Genomic DNA, 24,095 nt, shown 5'->3' on the forward strand with positions numbered 1-24,095 from the left:
CGGCGTCCGGGCACTCAGCCGTCCGGGCGGGCGCACCGGAGCACATCCCGCGCCACCCCGGACGTCACCCAGCACGACCACCACCACCCTGAACCCGTCGCCTCCCCCGGCGTTCCTCCGACAGGAGTACCCATGACGACCGCACCGGCCCAGCCAGGGGCCACCGTCACCCCGACCAAGCCGAAGGCCGTCGTCCGCGTCGGCGACCGCGTCTTCTCCGCCGCCTCGGTCATCGCCGGCGGCCTCATCCTCTTCGTGCTCGTGCTCGTCGCCGCCTTCCTGGTCTGGCAGAGCATCCCGGCGTTCTCCGCCAAGGTCGGCGAACTGCCGGGCAGCGCGACCAACTTCTGGGACTACGTCGGCCCCCTGGTCTTCGGCACCGTCTGGTCCGCGCTCATCGCGCTCGTGATCGCCGTGCCGCTGTCGGTCGGGATCGCCCTCTTCATCTCGCACTTCGCACCGCGGCGGCTCGCCCCGGTGCTCGGCTACGTCATCGACCTGCTGGCCGCCGTGCCGTCGGTGGTCTACGGCCTCTGGGGCATCGCGGTGCTGGCGCCGCTGGTGAAGCCGTTCTACGTGTTCCTCAACGAGTACATCGGGTGGTTCCCGCTGTTCTCCGGGCAGGTGTCCGGCACCGGCCGCACGATCCTCACCGCGTCGATCGTCCTCGCCGTCATGGCCATCCCGATCATGACCGCCGTCATGCGCGAGATCTTCCTGCAGGCCCCGACCCTCAACGAAGAGGCAGCCCTGGCACTCGGTGCGACGCGCTGGGAGATGATCCGCCTGTCGGTCCTGCCGTTCGCCAAGTCCGGCATCGTGTCCGCGATCATGCTCGGCCTCGGTCGAGCACTCGGCGAGACGATGGCGATCGCACTCGTGCTCTCCGTGTCGACGAACGTCACGTTCCAGATGCTCACGTCGCAGAACCCCTCGACGATCGCGGCGAACATCGCACTGCAGTTCGCCGAGGCATCGGGCACGGCCCTCAACGCCCTCATCGCGTCCGGCCTGATCCTCTTCGTCATCACCCTGGTCATCAACATGCTGGCGCGGTACATCGTCCGCAGCCGGGTCAGCTGAGAGGTCGCACCCCGATGTCCCTCGCCCTCCGTCAGACCGGCACCGCCGGCAACGTCTACGCCAACGGCAAGCTCCACCGGTCCGTGCCGTGGCTGCTGCTCGTCGGCAGCTGGGTCGCCCTCGTCCTGGTCTTCGCCCTGCTCAACGCCGGCGGCGCCGTCGAGGACTTCAACGTCGTCGCGGCCCTGTTCCTCGGCACGGTCCTGTTCGACGTGCTCATCGTCGTCGTCTCGCGCATCGTCGAGGGCGGCCGCAAGGCGGTCGACCGGCTCGTCACGTCGCTCGTCGTCACGGCGTTCGTCATCGCGGTGCTGCCGCTGGTGTCGCTGCTCTGGACCGTCATCGCGAAGGGCGTTGCCCGCTTCGACGCGAACTTCTTCTCGTACTCGATGCGCGGCGTCATCTCCGAGGGCGGCGGCGCCGTCCACGCGCTGATCGGCACGCTCGAGATCACGCTCTTCGCGGCGCTCATCTCGGTGCCGATCGGGCTCCTCACCTCGATCTACCTGGTCGAGTACGGCCGCGGCGCGCTGGCGCGGGGCATCACGTTCTTCGTCGACGTGATGACCGGCATCCCGTCGATCGTCGCCGGTCTGTTCGCCTACTCGCTCTTCGCGCTGCTGCTCGGCCCGGGTGCCCGCTTCGGCCTCGTCGGCTCCGTCGCCCTGTCGGTGCTGATGATCCCGATCGTCGTGCGCTCCACCGAAGAGGTGCTGAAGATCGTGCCGATGGAACTCCGCGAGGCCTCGTACGCCCTCGGTGTGCCGAAGTACCTCACCATCCTCAAGGTCGTGCTCCCCACCAGCCTCGCCGGCATCACCACCGGCGTCATGCTCTCGATCGCCCGCGTCATCGGTGAGACCGCGCCGCTGCTGGTCACGGCCGGCTTCACCGCGAGCATGAACTACGACCTGTTCAAGGACCCGATGATGACGCTGCCGGTGTACGCGTACACGCAGTACTCGCAGCAGGGCGCCAACCCGGTGCCGTTCGTCGACCGGGCGTGGACCGCGGCCCTGCTGCTCATCCTGATCGTGATGCTGCTCAACCTGCTGGCCCGCTTCATCACCCGTCTCTTCGCCCCCAAGCTCAGCCGCTGACGTCCCGCGTCCGCGAACCCGGCAACACCACCCACCCAGAAGGATCAACGTGTCCAAGCGCATCGAGGTCGACGGCCTCAACGTCTACTACTCGAAGTTCAAGGCGGTCGAGGGTGTCGACATCACCATCGAACCCCGCACCGTCACCGCGTTCATCGGCCCGTCGGGCTGCGGCAAGTCCACGTTCCTGCGGACCCTGAACCGCATGCACGAGGTCATCCCCGGTGCATGGGTCGAGGGCTCGGTCAAGATCGACGGCGACGACCTGTACGGCGCCGGCGTCGACCCGGTGCTCGTCCGTCGGCAGGTCGGCATGGTCTTCCAGCGTCCGAACCCGTTCCCCACGATGTCCATCCGCGACAACGTGCTGGCCGGCGTGAAGCTCAACAACAAGCGCATGTCCCGCTCCGAGTCCGACGACATCGTCGAGCGCTCCCTGCAGGGCGCGAACCTGTGGAACGAGGTCAAGGACCGCCTCGACAAGCCCGGCATGGGCCTGTCCGGTGGACAGCAGCAGCGTCTGTGCATCGCTCGCGCCATCGCGGTCCAGCCGGACGTGCTCCTGATGGACGAGCCCTGCTCGGCGCTCGACCCGATCTCGACCCTGGCCATCGAGGACCTGATCGAGGAGCTCAAGAAGGAGTTCACGATCGTGATCGTCACGCACAACATGCAGCAGGCGTCGCGCGTCAGCGACAAGACCGCCTTCTTCAACATCGCGGGCACCGGCCAGCCGGGCAAGCTCATCGAGTTCGACGACACCGCGACGATGTTCTCGAACCCGTCGGTCAAGGCCACCGAGGACTACGTGTCGGGTCGCTTCGGTTGATCCGCAGCTGACACCGCCTGGAGGCCCGGTGCACGTCCGCCACGGACGCGCACCGGGCCTCCGTGGTTGCGCCGGGCACCACGGGCACGCCCACGTCTCGCCGGCGTGCAGGCGGGCAGGCGCGCAGGAACGACGAAGCCGCTGTCGTTGTGACAGCGGCTTCGTCGTTCTGCGTCGGTCGCGGCCCGGCAGGACCACCCGGTGATCAGACGGCGGTGGTGGGGACCGCCATGATCGGCGTCGTCGTGGGCTGGTCGGAACCGCCCTCGGGCTCGACCGTCATGCCGATGGTCGCACCCTCGGACATCGAGCCCTCGAGCACGGCCGAGTGCACGCCGTCGGCCGCTCCCTGGACCAGGCCGGCGGGCTCGATGGCGCCGCCCTGCTCCTCGGAGCCGATGTACCAGAGCTCGTACGTCTTGCCCTTCGGCGCCTGCTCGACGCCGTCGAGGATCACCGCGGACTTGCCGAGGTCCTCCGACCACACGACCGTCGCGGATCCCCCGCCCTCGACCTTGGTCGTGGTGCGCTGGAAGTCCGAGGCGGCGTAGATGCGGTCGAGTCCGCTCGACGCCTGCGTGGTCCCGCCACCCTGGCCGTCCGACGGGTTGAGCACCGAGTCGACGCCGAGCCCACCGAAGAACAGCGCGGCAGCGGCAGCAGCGGTCGTCAGCATGACCGCCGGACGCTGGAACCAGCGGCGGTGCGCCGCCGAGGTGGCGCGACCACCGGCGGTGGGGCCGTCGGCGATCGAGGTGACCTGCGCGGCGGGCGCGGGCCGGGCCTCCTGGGCGGTGGTGGTCTCGTCGACCGTCGCCGCGGGGAGCGGCGCGGCCTGCGGGGTCGTGGCGATCTGGGCCAGCAGCGAGGCGCGGAGCGACGCGGGCGGCTCGACCGGTGCGACGGCGTAGGCGAGCTGCAGCGCGGTCTCGCGCAGCGAGTCGTCCTCGGCCTGCAGCTCCGGGGACGCCAGGAGTGCGTCCTCGAGGAGTGCGCGCTCGTCGTCGGACAGCGCATCGAGTGCGTGGGAACCGGTCAACAGGGCCGGGTCGTCGTGGCGTTCGGTCATGAGGTCACCCCCATCTCGTCTCGGAGTCGGATCATCCCGTCACGGAGACGGGTCTTGACGGTGCCGATGGGGACACCGAGGTGTGCGGCCATCTCGCTGTGCGAGTAGCCGCCGTAGTACGCGAGTTGCACGGCCTGCCGTTGGAACTCGGTGAGCTTCGCGAGCGCCCGGCCGACACGTTCGTGCTCGATGCGGATCTCGACGGACTCGGAGACCTCGTCGAACCCGGCCTCGAGATCGCGGATGCCGATCTTGGTGTCACGGTCGTGCGAGGACTGCGAGGCCCGGACCCGGTCGACCGCTCGGCGGTGCGCCATGGTGAGGACCCAGCTCGCAGCCGTGCCGCGCTTCCGGTCGAAGCGGGTCGCCTGCTGCCAGACCTCCAGGAAGACCTCCTGGGTGACCTCTTCCGACTGCGCGCGGTCCCGGAGGAGCCGCGTGACCAGACCGAGGACGCGTCCGGAGAGGGCGTCGTACAGGTCGGCGAAGGCGGCTTGGTCGCCAGTGGCGACGCGGGCGAGGAGGTCGTCCGGCGAAGCCTGCGCTGGCTCGGCTGCGCTCCAGCGTTCGGTATCGCTATCCACGAGGGCAAGCATTGCAGGTTTCCCTCCTCTCGGTTGCTTCGGTGGCCCATTGCGGCCGGTCGGCTGCGGTTCGCCAGGGATGTGGCTGACGTTCCCGGCGCTCCGCTTGCGGGGAGCACGAAGCATCCGCGAACGGCGGTCGAGACGAGAGGTCGGCGTGACCCACAGGGAATTGACCGGCGGTGCCGGCCCGGGTCACGCCGGACCCCTCGCTTCGTGACGGGCATTCCGTCCGTCACGCTGATGATTCGGCGCGGTGCCCGGGGTGGATTGGATCGGGTGTGGGGATTTCTCGACGCGGGTGTGGTCGCCGCTCGGTGGGTCACGGCGCGGGGTGTTGTCGCGGCTGCTGGGCGGGCTGCTGTCGGGGCACGCCCGAGTTCCGTCCTGTCCACCCTGAGTGAACACGGTCGAGGGTTCAGCCGACGTCTCGTAGACTCGTCCTCGCCGGGCCGCAGCAAGCCCCGGGCTCCAAAATTCGCCGCTTCGAGCGGCCTCGCGCCGAGAGGCGCTTCTGCGGCCCGGTCTCTCTCTGCCCGGACGGGTGCGCTGTTCGCGTTCGTGCGTGTGCGGGTGCGTGCGTGCGCGTTCGCTCTTCGTGAGCAGGAATGGTCGGGTCGGTCGCGACCACCCGACATCTTCTGCTCACCATGTGCCGCGGCCGGTTCGGCGTCCGGCCTGGAGGCGCGCCTCGGGTCCGCCCCGCCGGTCGCTCAGTCCAGGCTGTCGCGACGCCAGAGCGCCGCCGCCTCGGTGAGATCAGCCGCCAGCTCCGTCAGGCGGAGCGCCCGCGTCGTCAACTCGCTCGCGCGCTCGGTCGCCACCAGGTCGGCCTCGTCCGCCACGGCCGTCGCACCGGCAGCCGCCAGACGGCAGAACGAGGCGCCACGGTCCAGCGCCACCGCGAAGTCGCCCGTGTACAGCCCGTGCAGGATCCGGTCGGCGAGGGTCAGGATCTCCGCCGGGCCCGTCGGTTCCTCGGCACCTGCGACGGCCTGGTCGATCGTGCCGATGCGCTCGGCGCCCCGCTCGAACAGGTAGGCGATCTCGTCCGGGTTCTGCCGGATGACCACGCGCACCAGGTACACGCGCCACAGGGCTCCGGGCAGGGTGTGCGCACCGACCCGTGCCCACAGTTCCGCGATGGCGTCGATGCCGTGCGTGTCCGTGTAGGTCACCAGCCGTTCGACCACCGCCGGGTCCGGGTCCTCGCGCACCCGGTGCAGCAGCGCGTTCGCCGTCTCGTGCGCGACGCGGTTCACCAGCGCCGGGTCCTCACCGCCCTGGATGGCGGCGAACTCGGCGTCGGTGAAGTGGACGGGACGGTGGTGATCGCGAGGCACCGCAGCAGTGTAGGCGCGACCAGGGACACGCCCGCGGTCGTTCGCCCAGAACGCAACGACGCCCCGACGCGTACCGTGATCGGGCAGGGAGGCGACCCCTCCTGGACGTGACGGAAGGACTCCCCCATGAACCCCCTGCTCATCATCCTGGCCGTGATCGCGGTCATCCTGCTGTTCGTCGGTGGCTTCACCGCGAGCCTGAAGTTCCTGCTCTGGGTCGGCATCGTCCTGCTCATCGTCGCGGTGGTCCTGTGGCTGCTGCGGACGCTCACCGGACGTCGCGGCTGACCCGGTCCCACGGTTCCGCTCTGGAGGCCCTCACCCGCTAGCCTTGCGGGTGAGGGCCTCTAGCTCAGTTGGTAGAGCACCGGACTTTTAATCCGAGGGTCGTGGGTTCGAGCCCCACGGGGCCCACAGAGCAAATCGCCGGTCAGGTCTTGTGCAGACCTGACGGAGGTTCTGTCGATAACTCGGGCCGAGGGGCAGACGAGGGGCAGCTGCCGCCTCGCACCGTCGATACTGGGTGTGACGACTGTGCGTGGGACCATCCGCACGACCGAGACCAGCGAAGCGGAGGCGAGCGGCACCTCTGCCGGCGAGGCCCGCGCTACCGCGATCGGTGAGCTCGACCTCGCGGCTCCGAGCTGCTGCAGGGGACAACCGTCACGAGCAAGGCCACCGGCGAGGCGACGATCCGCGGCGTCGCTGGCTCGCTCGCCGCCCGACCGCACGAGGCCATCGGCCCGAACTACGAGGCCGCGCGCCAGTCGTCCCTAATGTCGGTGCCCGAGGGTTGGCAGGCGCAGGACCTCCGCGCCCGGGTTTGACAGCAGCGCCCGCCAGGCGGTCAACTGCCGGGCGTCATCATGGTGCTGAAGTCAGAGGCCGAGGAGTTGATCCGGGTGAAATGAACCCGTGCGGGTTGAGAAGGATCGCGAGGGCGCGAGCGCGCGCCGGCGCCGGTTGCCCTGCTCGCGTGCACGCTTCGCGGCCGTATGCGGCGTGTTCCTTCGGTGAGCTCGTCGCATGCGCACGTCCACTTCCGCTACGTGCTCGCAGGCGGGAACAGGTCGAAGAAGAACGTTCTCCAGACGAACCCCCATGCAACTGCCGTCAAGGTCACTGTCACGAGAATGAGCAGGCCTGCGCGAGCCGTGAGATCGAGAAGGCGACAGACTCGGTAGAAGCGGGGATGGTCCGCGACGAGCCGAGCCACGCGCTCCTGCGAAGTCTGGTCAAGGTAGCGGAGGCGCGCGTGGTACACGAAGTAGTCCGTGAACAGCGTCGCCTTCATTAGACTCTGCAGGACCTTCAGACCAGGAACTTCTGGCTCTCCTGCGGGATTCCCCCGTGGACGAGCGACGCTGTCCTCGGAAGTCTCCATCTCTTCCGCATCTTGGCTGATCGCGCGGACCTCTTGCATGTCCTTCGCCGTCGGGGCCCGAGCAACCCCGTCGCCTATGTAGGACCCCACCGAGTCGCCGTCTGCCCCGCCTTGGCTCATGCGGCCAGGCGAAGATTCTTGAGCCGGAAGTTCATCGCGTCGTACGAGACGTTGAAACGGCGGGCCAGCTCGAGCGCGTCAAGCCCCAGGGCGCGCAGACGCCTCACCTCGGTCTCCGGCATCAAGAGCTCTGCCGCGAACTGGTTCGCGAAGATCTCCTCCGAGTTGGTGCCACACGATGACTGCGAGTCACGGCGATGCACGAAGACCTTCTGCTCGCCGCCGGCATGCTCCTCGACTGCGAAGTAGTGACCCAGCTCGTGCGCGGTCGTGAAGCGCTGACGAACAGGGGCGTGCTCGCTGTTGAGGTAGATGTCCGTCCCGGCCTCGGGGTCGAATCGGGAGATCATGCCGGACAGCGTCGGGACCAAGCGAGCGGAGTACACGTTGATCCCGAGGGAGCGCGCGATCTGCACCGGGTCGACAGGGATCATCGGCGCGCTTGGGCGCGACTCGAGGTATGTCTCCAGGACACGACGTGCAGCGTCGTTCGGGTTCATACGGTTGCTCATGGTCGCCTCCCTCCCGATCACGTGCGCCGAGCACGGTCGGCGCATTCTATCCAGCGGCAACGACGCTCGTTCACCCCCGCTCCCATACAATGCTCCACTTGCGCCCGCTATTTCCGCAGAACCGCCGACTATGTCGACCGTCGAAGTCGCCAAGTTGAGCATGCGTGAGCACCGATGGGCGCCGGCCGAACTCCGCGACGTCCCCGTTCACGCAGTCGACGGCTTCCCCCTCGACCGCGTTAGCGACCCGCAGCCGCTCGACGCCCCCGCGCCCGTCTGGGTCGATCCCTTCGAGCACATCGGCCCGCTCCGCGGGAAGGCGTTCGCGGTCGCTCAGTACGACGTCCCCGTGTACGTGGAGATCTCCTGGCAGGGGCGTCTGCAACGGACGTGGGCCCCGCGCGGCCGGCACACGCCGCACCGTCGCACCCCGTCGCGACTAATGGCCCGCCGGCGCCGAGACCGCTGGGCACTCGGGCCCGCGTTCTCTCTCCTAGAAGCAGCCGGCGACGGTCCCGACTACGACATGGCCCCACTCGACCCCGTGCTCGCCTGGGTACATTTCCCCGATCGCATCCTCGAAGTGGAGGCGCACGTCATCGAGTACAAGGAGCGCGCCGTGCTCGTCGAGTGGGAGCACGCACGGGAGGCCGAGCGCGCCTGGATCTGGCGGGACGCTGTGCAACGTCGATGACCACCAGTTGTCGCCGTTCGATCCGATAGTAGGAAGTATGGATATCTCGATTGCCGGAGCAACGCTCCTTGCCACCCTCTTCCCCATCAGTCTCCTGATCCTCACCGTTGAAGCGCGCAGCGCCGGTCCCTACCGTGGTACCCCTGCGGCCCGCCGCACCTGGGAAACCATCCACGAGCTCGGCGTTGTTGGAGCTATTTTGGGCACCGTCATCTGCGCCGTTGCCGTCTGCAGTGACGAAACGGTCAACAACCCGTGGGCTCAGGTTGTGTTCGGCTGCGGTCTCTACCAGCTGGCTGCCGTCGCGATCGTCTCCACCCGCCTGCTCCGAAACATCGAGCGCGGGGCGTAGACGACGAAAGATCCCCTCGAACTCTCGAATGAACCCGAGGGGGCCTGACGCATCCCGGACTGGGGGCGAAGCCCAAGTAGCACTCAACTTAGGATTGGACGCATGGGGAGCTTCATCAGCTGGTTCGAGCGCAGCTACAAGGCGATCATCATTGTGCTCGTCGCGATCATGGCCGTCACGCTCGTCATCCTCGCCCTCCAGCAGGTCAACGCGTCGAAACCCGCTGCCGGCTCCGTGCCCGGACCGATCCCGACTTTCGCGAGCGACGACGAGGAGGTGGTGGGGTTCGCCGTCGTCGGCGACAGCGTCACCGCTGCGAACAGCCCCAGCCTGGATACCGGCGTCGCAGGGGATGGGTCCTGGGCGTTCTACGCCGACGGCGACGGTGCCGACCTCGTCGGCGGCTGGGCTGAAGGTGGGGCCACCACTGAGGCGATGGACACCAACGTCAAGAAGTACGACGCAGACGTGCTCGTGGTCCTGGCCGGCACTAATGACACGGGCCTGGCCGTGCCCTTCGATGAGACCGCCGCGAACCTGCAGCGCATTGTGAAGAAGGCCGGCATCAGCAAGGTGATAGTGTCCTCGATCCCGCCCCGCGACTCCGACATCGACCTGCCCGTCGATTACAACGACCAGCTGCGCAACCTCGCCACCGACAAGGGCTGGATCTTTGTCGATGCCGCAGCCGCCCTCCGGTCAGACGACCGCTACAAGGACGGCTATACCGCCGACGGCATCCACCCTACCCCCAGGGGCGCGAAGGCCCTCGGGGAGGCGCTGCACGACGCGATCGTCGAGGCGCGTTGATGACCATGAACGAGCGCACCACGGCGTTGCTCGAGCTGATCGGTGAGTACGTGCGTGAGCAAGACCGATAGTGCTCGCTCTCGGCATCGGCGGCGAAGCGGAAGCTTCCTCGCTGGACGAGATCGCTCGCCGCTTCGCCACCGAGTTCAACCGCGAGCAGTAGCGCGTCGTCAGACAGCGATGTCCATCCGCGTCAGGTTCGAGCCCCACGGGGCCCACCTCCCAGCCTCTCGTCACGCTGTTGTCTAGAATCTGACGGATGGGCCGACGATCGCAGCGCGCGCGGCCGGGCACCCCCACCGGCCCGGCGACGACGCGTCGACGCCACCGCCGCCTCGTCCCGGGGCTCGCCCTCGGTGCCATGACCCTCGGCGTGACGGGCCTCCTGCTCATCCTCCCCACGGTGTCGAGTGCCTGCCAGCCGGTCTCCTCGTCGACGGCCGCGTCCGTGACCAGCGCCGGCGTCTCCGGCGAACAGGTCGCGGCAGCGATCGCCCCCGGCTCCCGGGTCCTCATCGTCGGTGATTCCTACACGGCGGGCCGCGGTTCGACGAGCGGCACCCAGGGCTGGGCGCAGGACCTCGCCGCCGACCGCGACTGGGACGCCAAGATCGACGGGTACTCCGGCACCGGCTACGTCGACACCGGGCGGACGGGCTCGTCCCACTACACGTACGGCCCCCGGCTCGAACGCCACGCGCCGTTCGACCCGCAGCTCGTCATCGTGCAGGGCAGCCAGAACGACTGGCTCGTCGACGCGGACACCCTGCAGGCCACCGTCGAGCGGACACTCCGCACGGCTCAGCAGACCTGGCCGGACGCCGTGGTGGTCGCACTCGGCCCGTCCGCCCCGCAGCCGTGGGCGGAGTCAACCGTCGGACTGTCCGCCTCGGTCGCCGCCGGAGCCGCGGCCGAGGGCGTGCCGTACATCGACGCCCTGGCCGGCCGGTGGTTCACGCCGGAGAACAGCCCGGCCTACTCGGCGATCGACGGCGGCCACCCGAACGACGCCGGCTACCAGTACCTGGCAGATCGTGTCGGTGAGTCGCTGGACGCCCTCGCCGGGTCGGCCGACGGCGCTCGGTGCGCGTGACGCACACGACTCGTTCCTGAACGGGGTACACGCTCTCCCCAGGGCCCTCATGGCAGGTCCCCTGCGCACACTGGCCTGCACACAGCGGACTGTTGGGCCAGCGCCGATATCGTCGTTCCCGGATCCGATCACCGGATCCTGCAGCACCGCACCACCACGAACGAACGAACGGGGTACACCGTGATCGAGCCCATCGAAGCCACGCAGACCAGCACCACCGGTGACGCGCGCCGCATCGTCGAGCTCGCAGCAGCGACCGGCACGACGATGAGCAACGAGCTGCTGCTCGACACGCTCCGCCGTGGCGCGAAGGTCACGACGCGGCACATCCGCACGGACTTCATCGAGGTCGCGACGGCCACCGCGGTGCTCGGGTACGTCTGCCGCCAGCGTGAGGACTTCGTCGCCCTCCGCGGTGACGACCCGGCATGGGCGCACGAGGTCGGCCGGTACGCGACGGAGTCCCTCGCGGTCGAGGCGCTCCGCATGCGCCGCGGCTGACGCTCCCGGCGTCCCGAAGCGACACGAGGAAGGCCCCGCCGGACAGCCGGCGGGGCCTTCCTCGCGTCAGCGGTGGTACCGACCGGGGCCCTCAGGACCAGACGCGCCGGATCCCCCACGATCCGGTCCAGGTCTCGTCGGGCTCGAGCCAGCGCAGGCCCTCGCCGGAGTTCAGCGCGTTCGCGGGCGCCGTCATCGGTTCGACCGCGACGGCCAGGCCCTTCCCGCCGCCCCGCGGGTACTCGCGCGAGGTGAACACCTGCACGTAGGGGAACGAGGCGTCCTGCCACAGCTCGACGCCGTCGCCCTCCGGCCCGTGCATCGTGGTGCGGCGGACCCCGTCGGCGTCCGGGGTGATGTCCTTGTACGCGGTGTCCAGATCGGCATCGCCGGCTCGGACCCCCTGGCGCAGGTCGTACGGCGTGCCCTCGACCGGCACCGTCCCGTTCGGCACCTTCTGCTCGTCCACGGTGAAGGCGGTGTCGGCGTCGAGCGTGACCACGAGGTCCTCGGCGGGGGTGTCACCGGCGCGCAGGTACGGGTGGGCACCGACGGCGACGGGCGCGCGGACGCCGGAGCGGTTCGTGATCTCGTGCGTGACCCGGATGCCGTCGTCGACGAGCTCGTGGAGCACGCGGGTCTCGAGCGTGAACGGCCAGCCGTGCTGCGGGTGGATCGTGGCCTCCTGCTGCACGGCGGTCTCGGTCTGCGACACCACGCGGTACGGGGCGAAGCGGAGCAGGCCGTGCGAGGCGTTGCCGTACTTCGGCTCGGAGACGTCGAGCTGCTGGCGCGCGCCGTCGAGCTCCCACACCCCACCGGCGACCCGGTTCGGCCACGGCACCAGGACGATGCCGTTCGCCCCGGGCGGCTGCTCGGTCACCGGGAACGGCTCGGTGATGTCGAAGCCGGCGACGCGGAGTTCGCGGATGCCGGCGGCGACCTCGGTGATCACGGCCTCGACGACGCCGTCCGGTCCGGCGTGGTGGAGGCGGTACTGGCCACCCGTGGGTGCTGCGGTCATGGTGTCTGGTCCCTTCCGACTGTGTCCGACCCGTCCGCGACGACGACCTGGACCCCGGCAGCCCGGATCGGGCCCACCGCGTCCGCCGTCGTCCCGGCGGTGACGACGACGTCGATGTCCTCGAGCGCACGGACGACCCCGATGTGGGCCCGGCCGAACTTCGACCCGTCCGCGACCACGACCGTACGCCGAGCCACGGCGGCGAGCATCCGTTTCGCCTCGGTCTCGGGCAGGTTGACGTTGGTCAGGCCGTGGTCGACGTCGAGTCCGGTCCCGCCGAGGAACACGACGTCGGCGGCGATCATCGGCAGGACGGCCCCGTTGAAGGGGGCGACGAGCGAGTGCTGCAGGGGCCGGAGCGTCCCGCCGGTGACGATGACGGTGAAGCGCGGGACGGCTCGTTCGAGCGCGAGGGCCGTGGTGAGCGAGTTCGTGACCACGGTCACCCCGGTCAGCTCCGTCCGGGCCACCAGGGCCTCGGCGACGGCCGCGGGGGTCGTGCCGACGTCGAGCACGACGCACTGCCCGGGACGCACGAGCTCCGCGGCCGCCCGTCCGATGGCCGCCTTCGCCACCTGGTGCTCGACGGCGGTCTCCTCGAACGGCCGCTCGGTCGACGCGACCCCGAGGCGGACCGCACCGCCGCGCACCCGGCGGATCCGCGCCTCCTGGTCGAGGACGGCGAGGTCCTGGCGGACCGTCACCTCGCTGGTGCCGAGCGACGCGGCCAACGCGGCGGTCCGGACCAGACCCGGTGCGCCGTCGACGATCGAGACGATGCGGTCCTGGCGCAGCGGCGCGGGCAGCGCGCCGGCGAGGAAGGAGAGGTCGTCGTCGCTCATGCCCCCAGTTTCGCCCGCTTCCGGTGTCTTTCGCAACGCTTCGGATGCGCGCTAGGCTGGGCCGGTGATCACCAAGCGCTCGACGAAGCTCGCTGACGGACGCGACCTGTTCTACTTCGACGACGCGGACAGCACGCTGCCCGCCGAGCGGAACGTGGACGAGCGCGTGCTCGACCCGCGTCCGGACACGGCCCGCATGCGGCAGGACGTGCTGACCGGCGAGTGGGTGTCCATCGCGGCGTCCCGGCAGAACCGTGCGTTCCTGCCGCCGGCCGACCAGGACCCGCTCGCGCCGCAGACCCCGGCGAACCCGTCCGAGATCCCGAGCACCTACGACGTCGCGGTCTTCGAGAACCGGTCGCCGTCGTTCGGCCCCCTGCTCGAGGCCGACGACGCCCCCGAGTCGCTGGCGTCCCTGTCCGACGTCGGCCTGAACCGGCAGCTCCGCAGCGTCGGCCGGTGCGAGGTCGTGTGCTTCTCCCCCGCGACCGAGGGCTCGTTCGCGTCGATCACCGAGTCGCGCGCCCGCACCGTGGTCGAGGCCTGGGCGGACCGCACCGCCGCGCTCTCCGCGATGCCCGGCATCCAGCAGGTGTTCCCGTTCGAGAACCGCGGCCAGGCGATCGGCGTCACGCTGCACCACCCGCACGGCCAGATCTACTCGTACCCGTACATCACGCCCCGCACGCAGCGGCTGCTGGCGAGCATCGAGCGGTTCGGCCCGGACCTGTTCGAGCAGCACCTGGCGAACGAGCGGGCGTCGGAGCGCGTGGTGCTGCAGGGCGAGCACTTCACGGCCTTCGTGCCGTTCGCCGCGCGCTGGCCCATCGAGATCCACATGTTGCCGCACCGACACGTCCCCGACTTCGCCGGCCTGACCGACGCCGAGAAGGACGAGCTGGCGCACATGCACCTGCGGCTCACCCGCGGGCTCGACGCGCTCTACGGCGACCCGACCCCGTACATCGCCGCGTGGCACCAGGCCCCGGTGCACACCGCCCGGGACACCGTGCGGCTGATGCTGCAGATCACCTCGCCGCGACGTGCGGCGGACAAGTTGAAGTTCCTGGCCGGCAGCGAAGCCGCCATGGGTGCCTGGATCGGGGACCTCGTGCCCGAGCAGGCCGCCGAGTTCATCCGAGGAGGGATCGAGCGCGCATGACGTTCCAGCAGGTCTACGGGTACGAGCCGACGGTGCGGTACTCCGCGCCCGGCCGCGTCAACCTGATCGGTGAGCACACCGACTACAACGACGGCTACGTGCTGCCGTTCGCCATCGACCGGCGCACGACCGCGGCGATCGCCCGCCGCGACGACCGGGTCATCCGGGTCGCGTCCGCCTTCGACGAGGCCGGCGGTCCGGTGTCGCTCGGCCTCGACGACCTGGCACCGGACGCCATGGACGGGTGGTCGGCGTACGTCTTCGGTATCGCCTGGGCGCTGCGCGAGCACGCCGGCGTCGACCTGTCGGACGCGACCGGCTTCGACGTCTTCATCGACTCGGACGTGCCCGTCGGCGCCGGCCTGTCGTCGAGTGCGGCGATCGAGTGCGGCGTCGCGCTGGCGTTCAACGACCTGTGGGAGCTCGGACTCGACCGCAAGACGCTGGCACGGGTCGGGCAGTACTCCGAGAACCACGCGGTCGGTGCGCCCACGGGGATCATGGACCAGTCCGCGTCGCTGCTCGGCGAGCAGGACGCCGTCGTGTTCCTGGACTGCCGCACACTCGACACCGCGGTCGTCGACCTCGCGCTCGAGGCGAACGGCCTCGAGGTCCTGGTCATCGACACCCGCGTCGAGCACGCCCACGCAACCGGCGGGTACAAGGCCCGCCGCGAGTCGTGCGAGCGCGGCGCGCAGGTCCTCGGGGTCGAGGCGCTGCGCGACGTCAGCGTCGACGACCTGCCCCGCGCCCAGGAGCTCCTGGACGACGAGACCTTCCGCCGTGTTCGCCACATCGTGACCGAGGACCAGCGCGTCCTCGACACCGTGCGCACGCTGCGCGAGCAGGGTCCGCGGGCGATCGGCTCGCTGCTCGTCGCCTCGCACGAGTCGATGCGCGACGACTTCGAGATCTCCGTGCCGGAGCTCGACCTGGCCGTCGCGACGGCCGTCGCCCACGGCGCGGTCGGTGCACGCATGACCGGCGGCGGCTTCGGCGGTGCGGCGATCGCGTTGGTCGACCGGGAGGCCCGTGCCGGCATCGCCACGGCCGTCACCGCCGCCTTCGCCGACGCCGGGTACCGCGAACCGACCGTCTTCACGGTGCACGCCGCGCAGGGCGCCCGCCGCGACTGACAGCGGGCGACCGGTCAGCGGGTCATGTGCCCCGTCGTGACCGAGACCCCGCCCCACGGGAACCCGTGTGGGCGCAGGACCTCGTGCTGCACCTGGTCCATCACGACGTGACCCTGCCACACCGTGTAGACGAGCACACCGACCACGACGACCACCGGGACGGCGAGGTACGCCGCGTACCGGACGACGTCGCCGATGGCTCGCTGGCCGTGCCGCTCGAGCGTCGGCGGCAGGAACACGCCGACCACCACGACGAGCAGCAGGACCGCGAGCGCGACGGGCGCCGTGTGCCCCTCGACCTGCACGGTGGGCGGCGCGCTGGCGACCCGGTTGCCGGCGTTGTCGATCCAGTTGCCGGCGGTGTCCGTCCCGCCGTAGTCGGCCGAGATCGACCACGTGGTGATGCTCGGCCACAGCGCGACGGCGACGATGCCGACGACCGCCAGTCCCCACCCGCGCGGGCGGAGCCGTCGACCGGTCGGCGCCATCACGGGCGCGGTCTGCACGGTGTCCTCCGTGGTCGGGACGCCAGCACCTCGCGGGGCGCTCACGGCTGGTACCCCGGACGCTCGATCGACGACGAGACGTCCCCGATGGTGAACGGGTGCAGGTTGCCGTGCGCGACCGCCCAGTACACCCACTCGTACTGCACGATGAACAGCACCCACACCAGCACGGTCACGCCGACGACCCCGGCCAGACCGAGGGCGAGCACACGGTCCTGGTCCCAGCGCGCAGCACCGCGTCGAGCGACGCCGACGACGAAGCCGGCGACGGCGAAGCCGAGCGTGAGCACGACCCAGCCGATCCACGGCCGCGCCTGGAACTCGACGGTGCCCACGGTCGCCTCATCGGTGCTCCCCGGCAGCAGCGGAGCAGCCGACCAGTTCTGACCGATCGCCTGCAGGAACAGGCAGATCAGGGTGATCCAGACGAGCTTCCGGGCGTCCTTCGTGAACAGCGTCTCGCGGCCCTGTGGCTCCGCGGCGGTCGTGGTCATGCTCGAACCGTAGCGCGGCACGGCCCGCAGCAGAACCGCCCGTCCGAGGGGCGGTCCCGGACCCGGCCGTCCCCGCGACCGGACCGACGGGGCGGGGGCGAGCCGCGCCTCCTGGCCGCCCTCGTGAGCAGGAATGGTCGAGTCGCACACCGGGACCCGACCGTTCCTGCTCACGAAGCGGGGCGAGGGAGCGCCCGCGCCGCGCCCGCGCCGCCCGCAGCGCCTAGTGCAGGTGGCGCTCGGCGGCCTCGACCACGTTCTTCATGAGCATCGCGCGGGTCATCGGCCCGACGCCGCCCGGGGTCGGCGACAGGAAGCCCGCGACCGACGCCACCGCGGGGTCGACGTCGCCGTGCAGCTTCGCCTTGCCGGTCTCCTCGTTCACCACGCGGGTGATGCCGACGTCGATCACGGCCGCGCCGGGCTGCACCCAGTCCGGCTCGACGAGCCCGGCGACCCCGGCCGCGGCGACGATGATGTCGGCGCGACGGCACTCCGCGGCGACGTCCGCGGTCAGCGAGTGCGTCAGGGTCGCGGTCGCCTCGAGGCGGGTGAGCAGCAGGCCGAGCGGGCGCCCGACGGTCAGGCCCTGCCCGATGATCGTCACGTGGGCACCCCGGATCGGGACCTCGTAGGCCTCGAGCATCGCGACGATGCCCCGGGGCGTGCACGGCAGCGGGGCGTCGATCGTGCCCGCGCCGCCCGGTACGGCGAGGACGAGCTCACCGAGGTTGGTCGGGTGCAGGCCGTCGGCGTCCTTCGCCGGGTCCATCAGCTCGAGCATCGGGATCGGGTCGATGCCCTGCGGCAGCGGGAGCTGCACGATGAACGCGGTGACCCGGGGGTCGTCGTTCATCTGCAGGATCGCCGCTCGGATGTCGGCAGCACTCGCCGACGACGGCAGGTCGATGCGGACCGAGTCGAGCCCGATCTGCGCCGAGTCCTTGTGCTTGCCGGCGACGTAGGACACCGAGCCCGGGTTCTCACCGACCATGATCGTGCCGAGCCCGGGGCGGAAGCCGTGGTCGTGCAGCCGGTCGATGCGGGTCTTCAGGTCGTCGAGCGTGCGGGCGGCGAGGGCGGTGCCGTCGATGCGGACGGCACTGCCCTCGCCCGCCCAGCGCTCACGCGGCATCGGCGCGAGCGAGGACGTGGCGGTCACGCGTACAGGGGGAACGCGTCGGTGAGGGCCGTGACCCGGGCCGAGAGCGCGTCGATGTCGGGGTTCGGCATGAGCGTCAGCGCGATGATGTCCGCCACCTCGGCGAACTCGGCGTCGCCGAAGCCGCGGGTCGCCAGCGCCGAGGTGCCGATGCGGACACCCGAGGTGACCATCGGCGGGCGCGGGTCGAACGGCACGGAGTTGCGGTTCACGGTGATGCCGACCTCGTGCAGCAGGTCCTCTGCCTGCTTGCCGTCGACCTCGGACTCGCGCAGGTCGACGAGCACCAGGTGCACGTCGGTGCCACCGGTCAGGACGTCGATGCCCGCGGCCGTGGCGTCGTCCTGCGTGAGCCGGTCGGCCAGCGCCTTCGCCCCGCGGAGCGTGCGCTCCTGGCGGTCCTTGAACTCCGGCTGGCCGGCGAGCAGGAACGCGGTGGCCTTGGCGGCGATCACGTGCATGAGCGGGCCGCCCTGCTGGCCCGGGAACACCGCGGAGTTCAGCTTCTTGAAGAGCGACTCCTCGTTCGACAGGATGATGCCCGAACGCGGACCGGCGAGCGTCTTGTGCACCGTCGACGACACGACGTGGGCGTGCGGCAGCGGCGACGGGTGCAGGCCCGCGGCGACGAGCCCGGCGAAGTGCGCCATGTCGACCCAGAGCGTCGCGCCGACCTCGTCCGCGATCTCGCGGAACTTCGCGAAGTCGAGCTGGCGCGGGTAGGCGGACCAGCCGGCGATGAGGACCTTCGGCTGGTGCTCGATCGCCTTCGCGCGGATGTCGTCGTAGTCGACCTCGAAGGTCTCCGGGTCGACGCCGTACGACACGGCGTTGTAGATGCGGCCGGAGAAGTTGAGCTTCATGCCGTGGGTCAGGTGACCACCGTGGGCGAGCTCGAGGCCGAGGATGGTGTCGCCGGCAGAGGCGATGGCGTGCAGGACCGCGGCGTTCGCGCTGGCGCCGGAGTGCGGCTGGACGTTGGCGTAGGCGGCACCGAACAGGGCCTTCGCCCGGTCGATGGCGAGCTGCTCGGCGACGTCGACGAACTCGCAGCCGCCGTAGTAGCGCTTGCCCGGGTAGCCCTCGGCGTACTTGTTGGTGAGCACGGAGCCCTGCGACTCGAGGACGGCGCGCGGCACGAAGTTCTCGGACGCGATCATCTCGAGGGTGTCGCGCTGGCGGCCGAGCTCCTGCTGCAGGACGGCGGCGATCTCGGGGTCGACCTCGCTGAGCGGGGCGTTGAAGGCGGCACGGGCCGCGGCCTGGTCGACGGCACCGGCGGGGGCCTCCGCCGACTCGGACACGAACGGGGGCAGATCGGCAATGGACACGGGACTCCTACGGTGTGCGGACGACCAGCTGGTCGCACTCGGACGGTCGGTCGGTGCAGCCCAGGCGTACGGCCGCGCACCGTGTCGGTTGTCGCTCCCCGATGGTGACCCATCCAACGCCAGTCGCGACGTGACGATCGTACCGAGCGACCCCGCCCTGTGTCACCCTGGGTGCATGAGCCTGCTGTCGCCTGACGTGGACGAACGCACGCGTGCCCGGACGGACTCGCCGTGGGTCACCGTCGTGTGGGACGACCCGGTGAACCTGATGTCCTACGTGACCTACGTCTTCCAGCAGCACTTCGGGTTCTCCCGCGAGCGGGCCGAGCGCCTCATGCACCAGGTCGACGCCGAGGGACGGGCGATCGTCGCCACGGGGCACCGCGAGGCGATGGAGGCCCACGTGCAGTCGATGCACGGCTACGGCCTGCAGGCGACGGTCGACCGGGCGCCCGAGGCGTGATCCCCTTCGTCCGCCGGGCCGACGGCGTGCACCTCGGCATGTCCTCCGGCGAGCGCGCCCTGCTCACCTCGCTGACCGAGCAGCTGCGGCAGGTGCTCGACGGCGACCTGACGGACGACCCCGTCGCCGAGCGGATGTTCCCGGACGCCTACCCCGGTGACGACGACGCGAGTGCGGAGTTCCGGGAGTACACGCAGTCCGACCTGCTGACGCAGAAGACGACGAACGCGACCATCGTGCACGAGTGGCTGACGGGCGTGCGTGACGGTCCGTTCGACACCGAGGACGAGCAGGCCTGGCTCCGCACCCTGACCGACCTGCGGCTGACCATCGCCGAGCGGCTCGGCATCGCCGACGCCGACGACGAACAGCGCTCGGTCGAGGCGGACGCGGGCGTCGGCCTCCGCGACGTCTACGACTGGCTCGGGTACGTGCAGGAGCACCTGGTCACGACGCTCACGTCGCACTGACCGAGCGCCGCTGACCGAGCGCGGCCGAGCGAGCGCGGCCGGACCGCGCGGCCGGACCGCGCCCAGCCTGGAGGCCCGGCTCGCCCCCGGCGCCACCGCTCACCCCAGCAGGTCCTCGCGGTGGGCTCGCGCCCAGTCGGCCAGGCTCCGGGGCGCGGTGCCGGTGATGCGCCGTACGTCGTCGCTCATCACGTCGGCCCCGTCCAGCCCGCGGCGCACGACCCGACCGAACTGCTGCCGCAGCCCCTCCGCCTGCCACGCCGGCACCCCGCTCAGGCGGAGCGCGCCCGCGTAGACCCGACTCGGCAGGTGCAGGGGGCGCACCGGCCGCCCGAGTCCGGCGGCGAGCGCGGCGGCGACACCCCGTGCGTCGAGCAGGTCCGGACCGGTGAGCACGGGCTCGGTGCCGTCGTGCCCGTCCTCGGTGAGCACGCGGACGGCGGCGCGGGCGATGTCCTCGGTGTCGATCCACCCGATGACCCCGCGACCCGTGGTGTGCGGGAACCACCCCCGTCGGATCGCCGGCGCCGATGGCTGCACGTTCGTCATGAACGACGAGGGGTGCAGGATCGTCCACGCCAGGCCGCTCTCGCGCACCGCACGGTCGATGTGCCAGGCAGCACGCGCCCACGACATCGGGGAGTGCTCGGCGGCGTCACCGCCGGACAGCTGCACGATCCGACCGACCCCGGCCCGCTGGGCGGCGCGCACGGCGGTGGTCCCCTGCTCGCGCTGCCGCTGGCTCACCGGCGTCACGAGGAAGAACCGGTCGGCCCCCTCGAACGCCGCCGTCAGCGCGTCCTCGTCGCCCAGGTCGGCCAGTCGGGCGTCGATGCCCCGTTCGCGGAGCGTGTCGACCTGCTCGGGTCGGCGGACGAGCGCCCGCACCGACGTCCCCGCTGCCCGCAGCAGTTCCGCCGTCTTCCCACCGACGTCCCCGGTCACGCCGGTGACCGCCACGATCGCACCCATGTCTGCTCCTGTCTCGGTCCGTCCGTCAGTATCAGTTACCTGATACCAGACCGTACGCCGGTACGATCGCCCCGTGCCCCAGGAACTCCCAGCCCCGCACCACGACGTCGACGGGGTGCTCGCGTGGACCGTCATCCGCGCGGCCCGGGCGCTCTCCCGGCGCCTGGCGGTCGAGCTGGCACCGCTCGGGCTGACGCCCGTCGAGTTCGGCGTGCTCGTCCAGCTCGGCGCAGCCGGTGAGCTCAGTCAGGCCGACCTGGCGCGGGCCGTCGGCGTACGGCCGCAGAGCATGACGACGCTCGCGCGCGGGCTGACGACGCGGGGACTCGTCGAGCGGGGCGCCGCGCCGGGGCGGGGACGGGCCTCCCGGATGCGGCTCACCGACCAGGGCGAGGCGCTGCTGGCACGCGCCCACCCGGTCGTCCGCGCGAGCAACGCGTGGTTCGGCGACGGCGCCGAGCCCGTCGCGGCGACCCTGCTCCCACTGCTCGGGTCCGACGACCCGTCGGACGACACCGCCGCGGTCCCCTGACCGGCAACGCGGGCGGGAGCACCGGCCGCCGCCGCTGACGGCCCCGCGGGCGCCCGCACGGCCGGTACCCTGAACCGGTGACCGACCCGATCCCCACGCACTGGACCCTGACGCTCGTCTGCGACGATCAGCCCGGGATCGTGCACGCCGTCTCCGGAGCGGTCGTCGCGGCCCAGGGCAACATCACCGAGTCGCAGCAGTTCTCGAGCGCCGACACGAACACGTTCTTCATGCGCCTGCAGGTGATGGCGCCGGTCGACCGCGAGACCTTCGAGGCCGCGCTCGCCCCCGTGGTCGCCCGCTACGAAGCCCGCGTCCAGCTCGACGTCGTCGGCCGCCCGCTGCGCACCCTGGTGCTCGTGTCGAAGGCCGGGCACTGCCTGAACGACCTGCTCTACCGGCAGCGCGGCGGGCAGCTGCCGATCGAGGTCCCCCTCGTGCTGTCCAACCACCCGGACCTGTCCGAGCTGGCAGCCTTCTACTCCGTGCCGTTCGAGCACCGGCCCGTCACCGACGCCGGCTCGAAGGAGCAGATGGAGCGCCGCGTGCTGCAGGCCGTCGAGGAGCACGACATCGAGCTCGTCGTCCTCGCCCGCTACATGCAGATCCTGTCGCCCGAACTCTGCGCCGCACTCGAGGGCCGCGCGGTCAACATCCACCACTCGTTCCTGCCCGGCTTCAAGGGCGCGAACCCCTACCGGCAGGCGCACGCCCGCGGCGTGAAACTCATCGGTGCGACCGCGCACTACGTGACGAGCGACCTCGACGAGGGTCCGATCATCGAGCAGAACGTCGTCCGCGTCGACCACACCAAGGAACCGTCCGAGCTGGTGTCGATCGGTCAGGACGAGGAGTCCCGCACGCTCACACAGGCGGTGCGCTGGATCGCGGAGGACCGCGTCCTGCTCGACGGCGCCCGCACCATCATCTTCAAGTAGGCAGCACCATGACCAACGTCCCGCAGTCCCCCGTCGACTGGGAACCGGACCCCGATCCGGCAGCCGCCCGGCAGCCGCGACGGCAGGTCGACGCCTGGACGGTGCTGCGGATCGCGGTGATGGTGTTCGGGCTCCTGTCCCTGGCCTTCTGGGGCTACTGGTCGTGGCAGCTCCCGCTGCCCGGCTACCTGTTCATGGTCGGCGCCCCGCTGTTCGCCGCGGTGGTCTGGTACCTCTTCCGCTCGCCGCGCTCCCCCATCGAGACGGACATCGTCGGCAAGACCATCGTCGAGGTCGCACTGGTGGTCGCCGCAGGCGCCACCTGGATCTCCATCGGCCACCCGGTCGTGGGCCTCGTCTTCATCGTGGTCGCCGCCCTGAGCGGCGTGGTCGCGTTCCGCAGGGAGACCGCATGAGCGCCACGGGCCTCCCGACCGGCCAGGAGGCGCGGCGCACCCTGGTGCGCGCAGCCCGCGTCGTCGACGCGGCCGGCTCCACGGCGGACGGCTGGGTCCTGGTCGACGGCGACACCATCGCCGCGGTCGGCACCGGCCCCGAGGCTCCGGCGGCCGACCGGGTCGTCGACCTGGGCGACGCGACCCTGACGCCCGGGTTCGTCGACCTGCACGGACACGGCGGTGCGACCGAGGCCTACGAGGACGACTCGTTCGCGGCCGCACTGGCCGTCCACCGGGCGCACGGCACGACCCGCTCCGTCCTGTCGCTCGTCGCCGACCCGATCCCGTCGCTCGCGGCCTCGATGGCACGCGTCCGCACGGTGATGGCCGACGACCCGCTCGTGCTCGGCGTGCACCTGGAGGGGCCGTTCCTGTCCCCGCACAACAAGGGCGCCCACAACGAGTCGTTCCTGGTCGACCCGACGCCCGCCGCGGTGGACGCCCTGCTCGAAGCGGGCGAGGGCGTCCTGCGCCAGGTCACCATCGCGCCCGAGCTGCCGGGTGCCGTCGACGCCGTCCGGCGCTTCGTCGACGCCGGCGTCACGGTCGCCGTCGGCCACACCGTCGGCACGTACGACCAGGCCCGAGCCTCGTTCGACGCCGGCGCGACGATCCTGACCCACGCCTTCAACGCGATGCCGGGGCTGCACCACCGGGCACCGGGGCCGATCGGTGCCGCCGTCGCCGACGAGCGCGTGACGCTCGAACTCATCCTCGACGGCGTGCACGTGCACCCCGTCGTCGCGGAGACCCTGTTCCGCGCCGCTCCTGGTCGCGTCGCGCTCATCACCGACGCGATGGGGGCAGCCGGCGCTGCCGACGGCGCCTACCGGCTGGGGTCGCTCGACGTCACGGTCACCGACGGGGTCGCGCACGTGGCGGGGACCGACACCATCGCGGGCTCGACGCTCACGCAGGACGCGGCGCTGCGCAACGCGATCCTGCTTGCCGGGCGCACCCTGCCCGAGGCCGTCGCCGCGCTGACGAGCGTGCCGGCCGGAGCGCTCGGACTCGGCGACCGACTGGGTCGGATCGCGCCGGGCTCCGCCGCGGACCTGGTGGCGCTGTCACCGGCGCTCGAGGTGCAGCGGGTGTGGGGCGGCGGGCGCGAGCTGCGCTGAGCCGCCGCGG

At 71.0% G+C, this 24,095-nt stretch carries 28 protein-coding genes, 1 tRNA gene and 1 riboswitch; of the genes, 18 read left to right on the forward strand and 11 right to left on the reverse strand.

What is annotated here, in order from left to right:
- The first annotated feature begins 132 nt into the window (after positions 1–132).
- Genes pstC through pstB form a run of 3 tightly spaced genes read left to right on the forward strand, consistent with a single transcriptional unit; the run spans position 133 to position 3,012 of the window.
- Complete coding sequence (gene pstC, locus I8920_RS13865) at positions 133–1,083, forward strand: phosphate ABC transporter permease subunit PstC (protein WP_198656879.1); 951 nt, start codon at positions 133–135, stop codon at positions 1,081–1,083.
- Positions 1,084–1,097: 14 nt separating this feature from the next.
- Positions 1,098–2,183 carry a phosphate ABC transporter permease PstA gene (pstA, locus tag I8920_RS13870; protein WP_198656880.1) on the forward strand — a complete coding sequence of 362 codons (1,086 nt, stop codon included), beginning with the start codon at positions 1,098–1,100 and terminating at the stop codon, positions 2,181–2,183.
- A 49-nt stretch (positions 2,184–2,232) separates the two neighbouring features.
- On the forward strand, positions 2,233–3,012 hold the full coding sequence (pstB, locus tag I8920_RS13875) for a phosphate ABC transporter ATP-binding protein PstB (RefSeq protein ID WP_198656881.1): 780 nt from the start codon (positions 2,233–2,235) through the stop codon (positions 3,010–3,012).
- 205 nt (positions 3,013–3,217) lie between these two features.
- Here the strand turns inward: pstB and I8920_RS13880 are convergent, their stop codons facing one another.
- From I8920_RS13880 to I8920_RS13890, 3 genes are all read right to left on the reverse strand, one after another.
- A complete protein-coding gene (locus I8920_RS13880; protein ID WP_198656882.1) occupies positions 3,218–4,081 on the reverse strand; it encodes an anti-sigma factor in 864 nt (287 codons plus the stop codon).
- A complete protein-coding gene (sigK, locus tag I8920_RS13885) occupies positions 4,078–4,677 on the reverse strand; it encodes an ECF RNA polymerase sigma factor SigK (RefSeq protein ID WP_198656883.1) in 600 nt (199 codons plus the stop codon). The genes I8920_RS13880 and sigK overlap by 4 nt, the downstream gene beginning before the upstream one ends.
- Positions 4,678–5,378: 701 nt before the next feature.
- Complete coding sequence (locus I8920_RS13890; protein ID WP_198656884.1) at positions 5,379–6,008, reverse strand: DNA-directed RNA polymerase subunit beta; 630 nt, start codon at positions 6,006–6,008, stop codon at positions 5,379–5,381.
- A gap of 126 nt (positions 6,009–6,134) precedes the next feature.
- Between I8920_RS13890 and I8920_RS13895 the strand changes: the two genes are divergently transcribed.
- Positions 6,135–6,296 (forward strand): DUF2207 domain-containing protein, encoded by a 162-nt coding sequence (locus tag I8920_RS13895; protein ID WP_146249745.1) that lies wholly within the window; start codon positions 6,135–6,137, stop codon positions 6,294–6,296.
- A gap of 53 nt (positions 6,297–6,349) precedes the next feature.
- A tRNA-Lys gene (locus tag I8920_RS13900) sits at positions 6,350–6,422 on the forward strand.
- Between the two features lie 1,086 nt (positions 6,423–7,508).
- Here I8920_RS13900 and I8920_RS13905 read toward each other — a convergent pair.
- Positions 7,509–8,024, reverse strand: coding sequence for an ImmA/IrrE family metallo-endopeptidase (locus tag I8920_RS13905; protein ID WP_198656885.1), 516 nt, complete (start codon positions 8,022–8,024; stop codon positions 7,509–7,511).
- Positions 8,025–8,154: 130 nt separating this feature from the next.
- On the opposite strand from I8920_RS13905, the gene I8920_RS13910 reads away from it, so the two are divergent.
- The 5 genes from I8920_RS13910 to I8920_RS13930 all read left to right on the forward strand — a co-directional run bounded on the left by I8920_RS13910 (position 8,155) and on the right by I8920_RS13930 (position 11,474).
- Entirely contained in the window at positions 8,155–8,718 is a 564-nt protein-coding gene (locus I8920_RS13910) for a hypothetical protein (RefSeq protein ID WP_198656886.1), read from the forward strand.
- Between the two features lie 37 nt (positions 8,719–8,755).
- Complete coding sequence (locus I8920_RS13915) at positions 8,756–9,070, forward strand: hypothetical protein (RefSeq protein ID WP_198656887.1); 315 nt, start codon at positions 8,756–8,758, stop codon at positions 9,068–9,070.
- Positions 9,071–9,172: 102 nt separating this feature from the next.
- On the forward strand, positions 9,173–9,880 hold the full coding sequence (locus I8920_RS13920; RefSeq protein ID WP_198656888.1) for an SGNH/GDSL hydrolase family protein: 708 nt from the start codon (positions 9,173–9,175) through the stop codon (positions 9,878–9,880).
- A 259-nt stretch (positions 9,881–10,139) separates the two neighbouring features.
- The gene (locus tag I8920_RS13925; protein ID WP_198656889.1) at positions 10,140–10,973 is read left to right on the forward strand and encodes an SGNH/GDSL hydrolase family protein; all 834 of its coding nucleotides are present in this window, start codon (positions 10,140–10,142) and stop codon (positions 10,971–10,973) included.
- Positions 10,974–11,153: 180 nt separating this feature from the next.
- Positions 11,154–11,474: a hypothetical protein gene (locus tag I8920_RS13930; RefSeq protein ID WP_198656890.1), complete on the forward strand. Its 321-nt coding sequence runs from the start codon at positions 11,154–11,156 to the stop codon at positions 11,472–11,474.
- 91 nt (positions 11,475–11,565) lie between these two features.
- Here I8920_RS13930 and I8920_RS13935 read toward each other — a convergent pair whose 3' ends face one another.
- Positions 11,566–12,498: an aldose 1-epimerase family protein gene (locus I8920_RS13935; RefSeq protein WP_198656891.1), complete on the reverse strand. Its 933-nt coding sequence runs from the start codon at positions 12,496–12,498 to the stop codon at positions 11,566–11,568.
- Positions 12,495–13,340, reverse strand: coding sequence for a DeoR/GlpR family DNA-binding transcription regulator (locus I8920_RS13940; protein WP_198656892.1), 846 nt, complete (start codon positions 13,338–13,340; stop codon positions 12,495–12,497). Before I8920_RS13940 ends, I8920_RS13935 begins: the two co-directional genes overlap by 4 nt.
- A 64-nt stretch (positions 13,341–13,404) precedes the next feature.
- Here I8920_RS13940 and galT point away from each other — a divergent pair, with 64 nt between their 5' ends.
- Together galT and galK are read left to right on the forward strand one after the other, a co-directional pair.
- Positions 13,405–14,502 (forward strand): galactose-1-phosphate uridylyltransferase, encoded by a 1,098-nt coding sequence (galT, locus tag I8920_RS13945; protein ID WP_198656893.1) that lies wholly within the window; start codon positions 13,405–13,407, stop codon positions 14,500–14,502.
- Entirely contained in the window at positions 14,499–15,638 is a 1,140-nt protein-coding gene (gene galK, locus I8920_RS13950) for a galactokinase (protein WP_198656894.1), read from the forward strand. The genes galT and galK overlap by 4 nt, the downstream gene beginning before the upstream one ends.
- A gap of 14 nt (positions 15,639–15,652) precedes the next feature.
- Here galK and I8920_RS13955 read toward each other — a convergent pair whose 3' ends face one another.
- From I8920_RS13955 to glyA, 4 genes are all read right to left on the reverse strand, one after another.
- Positions 15,653–16,189 carry a hypothetical protein gene (locus tag I8920_RS13955; RefSeq protein ID WP_198656895.1) on the reverse strand — a complete coding sequence of 179 codons (537 nt, stop codon included), beginning with the start codon at positions 16,187–16,189 and terminating at the stop codon, positions 15,653–15,655.
- Entirely contained in the window at positions 16,186–16,638 is a 453-nt protein-coding gene (locus I8920_RS13960; RefSeq protein ID WP_198656896.1) for a hypothetical protein, read from the reverse strand. Before I8920_RS13960 ends, I8920_RS13955 begins: the two co-directional genes overlap by 4 nt.
- Positions 16,639–16,861: 223 nt before the next feature.
- Entirely contained in the window at positions 16,862–17,773 is a 912-nt protein-coding gene (locus I8920_RS13965) for a tetrahydrofolate dehydrogenase/cyclohydrolase catalytic domain-containing protein (protein ID WP_182066614.1), read from the reverse strand.
- 23 nt (positions 17,774–17,796) lie between these two features.
- Positions 17,797–19,104 (reverse strand): serine hydroxymethyltransferase, encoded by a 1,308-nt coding sequence (gene glyA, locus I8920_RS13970; protein ID WP_198658769.1) that lies wholly within the window; start codon positions 19,102–19,104, stop codon positions 17,797–17,799.
- A gap of 78 nt (positions 19,105–19,182) precedes the next feature.
- Positions 19,183–19,268: riboswitch (ZMP/ZTP riboswitch) on the reverse strand.
- Positions 19,269–19,306: 38 nt separating this feature from the next.
- Here glyA and clpS point away from each other — a divergent pair.
- Entirely contained in the window at positions 19,307–19,594 is a 288-nt protein-coding gene (clpS, locus tag I8920_RS13975; RefSeq protein ID WP_198656897.1) for an ATP-dependent Clp protease adapter ClpS, read from the forward strand.
- Positions 19,591–20,064 (forward strand): DUF2017 family protein, encoded by a 474-nt coding sequence (locus tag I8920_RS13980; RefSeq protein ID WP_198656898.1) that lies wholly within the window; start codon positions 19,591–19,593, stop codon positions 20,062–20,064. Before clpS ends, I8920_RS13980 begins: the two co-directional genes overlap by 4 nt.
- Positions 20,065–20,163: 99 nt before the next feature.
- Here I8920_RS13980 and I8920_RS13985 read toward each other — a convergent pair whose 3' ends face one another.
- On the reverse strand, positions 20,164–21,036 hold the full coding sequence (locus tag I8920_RS13985; RefSeq protein WP_198656899.1) for an NAD(P)H-binding protein: 873 nt from the start codon (positions 21,034–21,036) through the stop codon (positions 20,164–20,166).
- Between the two features lie 73 nt (positions 21,037–21,109).
- On the opposite strand from I8920_RS13985, the gene I8920_RS13990 reads away from it, so the two are divergent.
- The 4 genes from I8920_RS13990 to nagA all read left to right on the forward strand — a co-directional run bounded on the left by I8920_RS13990 (position 21,110) and on the right by nagA (position 24,085).
- On the forward strand, positions 21,110–21,568 hold the full coding sequence (locus I8920_RS13990) for a MarR family winged helix-turn-helix transcriptional regulator (protein WP_198656900.1): 459 nt from the start codon (positions 21,110–21,112) through the stop codon (positions 21,566–21,568).
- Between the two features lie 77 nt (positions 21,569–21,645).
- The gene (purU, locus tag I8920_RS13995) at positions 21,646–22,506 is read left to right on the forward strand and encodes a formyltetrahydrofolate deformylase (RefSeq protein ID WP_232832751.1); all 861 of its coding nucleotides are present in this window, start codon (positions 21,646–21,648) and stop codon (positions 22,504–22,506) included.
- Positions 22,507–22,514: 8 nt separating this feature from the next.
- Positions 22,515–22,922, forward strand: coding sequence for a YrdB family protein (locus I8920_RS14000; protein ID WP_198656901.1), 408 nt, complete (start codon positions 22,515–22,517; stop codon positions 22,920–22,922).
- A complete protein-coding gene (gene nagA / locus I8920_RS14005; RefSeq protein ID WP_198656902.1) occupies positions 22,919–24,085 on the forward strand; it encodes an N-acetylglucosamine-6-phosphate deacetylase in 1,167 nt (388 codons plus the stop codon). Before I8920_RS14000 ends, nagA begins: the two co-directional genes overlap by 4 nt.
- The last annotated feature ends 10 nt before the right edge of the window (positions 24,086–24,095 follow it).

It is taken from the genome of Curtobacterium sp. YC1 (genome assembly GCF_016267665.1).
GTDB lineage: Bacteria > Actinomycetota > Actinomycetes > Actinomycetales > Microbacteriaceae > Curtobacterium.

Coding starts and splice junctions, on each gene's coding strand:
- I8920_RS13985 (WP_198656899.1), bottom strand. CDS start 21,036: ATGGGTGCGATCGTGGCGGTCACCGGCGTGACCGGGGACGTCGGTGGG.
- I8920_RS13895 (WP_146249745.1), top strand. CDS start 6,135: ATGAACCCCCTGCTCATCATCCTGGCCGTGATCGCGGTCATCCTGCTG.
- I8920_RS13905 (WP_198656885.1), bottom strand. CDS start 8,024: ATGAGCAACCGTATGAACCCGAACGACGCTGCACGTCGTGTCCTGGAG.
- I8920_RS13965 (WP_182066614.1), bottom strand. CDS start 17,773: ATGCCGCGTGAGCGCTGGGCGGGCGAGGGCAGTGCCGTCCGCATCGAC.
- nagA (WP_198656902.1), top strand. CDS start 22,919: ATGAGCGCCACGGGCCTCCCGACCGGCCAGGAGGCGCGGCGCACCCTG.
- pstC (WP_198656879.1), top strand. CDS start 133: ATGACGACCGCACCGGCCCAGCCAGGGGCCACCGTCACCCCGACCAAG.
- I8920_RS13880 (WP_198656882.1), bottom strand. CDS start 4,081: ATGACCGAACGCCACGACGACCCGGCCCTGTTGACCGGTTCCCACGCA.
- pstA (WP_198656880.1), top strand. CDS start 1,098: ATGTCCCTCGCCCTCCGTCAGACCGGCACCGCCGGCAACGTCTACGCC.
- galK (WP_198656894.1), top strand. CDS start 14,499: ATGACGTTCCAGCAGGTCTACGGGTACGAGCCGACGGTGCGGTACTCC.
- I8920_RS13920 (WP_198656888.1), top strand. CDS start 9,173: ATGGGGAGCTTCATCAGCTGGTTCGAGCGCAGCTACAAGGCGATCATC.
- I8920_RS14000 (WP_198656901.1), top strand. CDS start 22,515: ATGACCAACGTCCCGCAGTCCCCCGTCGACTGGGAACCGGACCCCGAT.
- I8920_RS13925 (WP_198656889.1), top strand. CDS start 10,140: ATGGGCCGACGATCGCAGCGCGCGCGGCCGGGCACCCCCACCGGCCCG.
- I8920_RS13940 (WP_198656892.1), bottom strand. CDS start 13,340: ATGAGCGACGACGACCTCTCCTTCCTCGCCGGCGCGCTGCCCGCGCCG.
- sigK (WP_198656883.1), bottom strand. CDS start 4,677: ATGCTTGCCCTCGTGGATAGCGATACCGAACGCTGGAGCGCAGCCGAG.
- I8920_RS13910 (WP_198656886.1), top strand. CDS start 8,155: ATGTCGACCGTCGAAGTCGCCAAGTTGAGCATGCGTGAGCACCGATGG.
- I8920_RS13915 (WP_198656887.1), top strand. CDS start 8,756: ATGGATATCTCGATTGCCGGAGCAACGCTCCTTGCCACCCTCTTCCCC.
- I8920_RS13960 (WP_198656896.1), bottom strand. CDS start 16,638: ATGACCACGACCGCCGCGGAGCCACAGGGCCGCGAGACGCTGTTCACG.
- I8920_RS13935 (WP_198656891.1), bottom strand. CDS start 12,498: ATGACCGCAGCACCCACGGGTGGCCAGTACCGCCTCCACCACGCCGGA.
- clpS (WP_198656897.1), top strand. CDS start 19,307: ATGAGCCTGCTGTCGCCTGACGTGGACGAACGCACGCGTGCCCGGACG.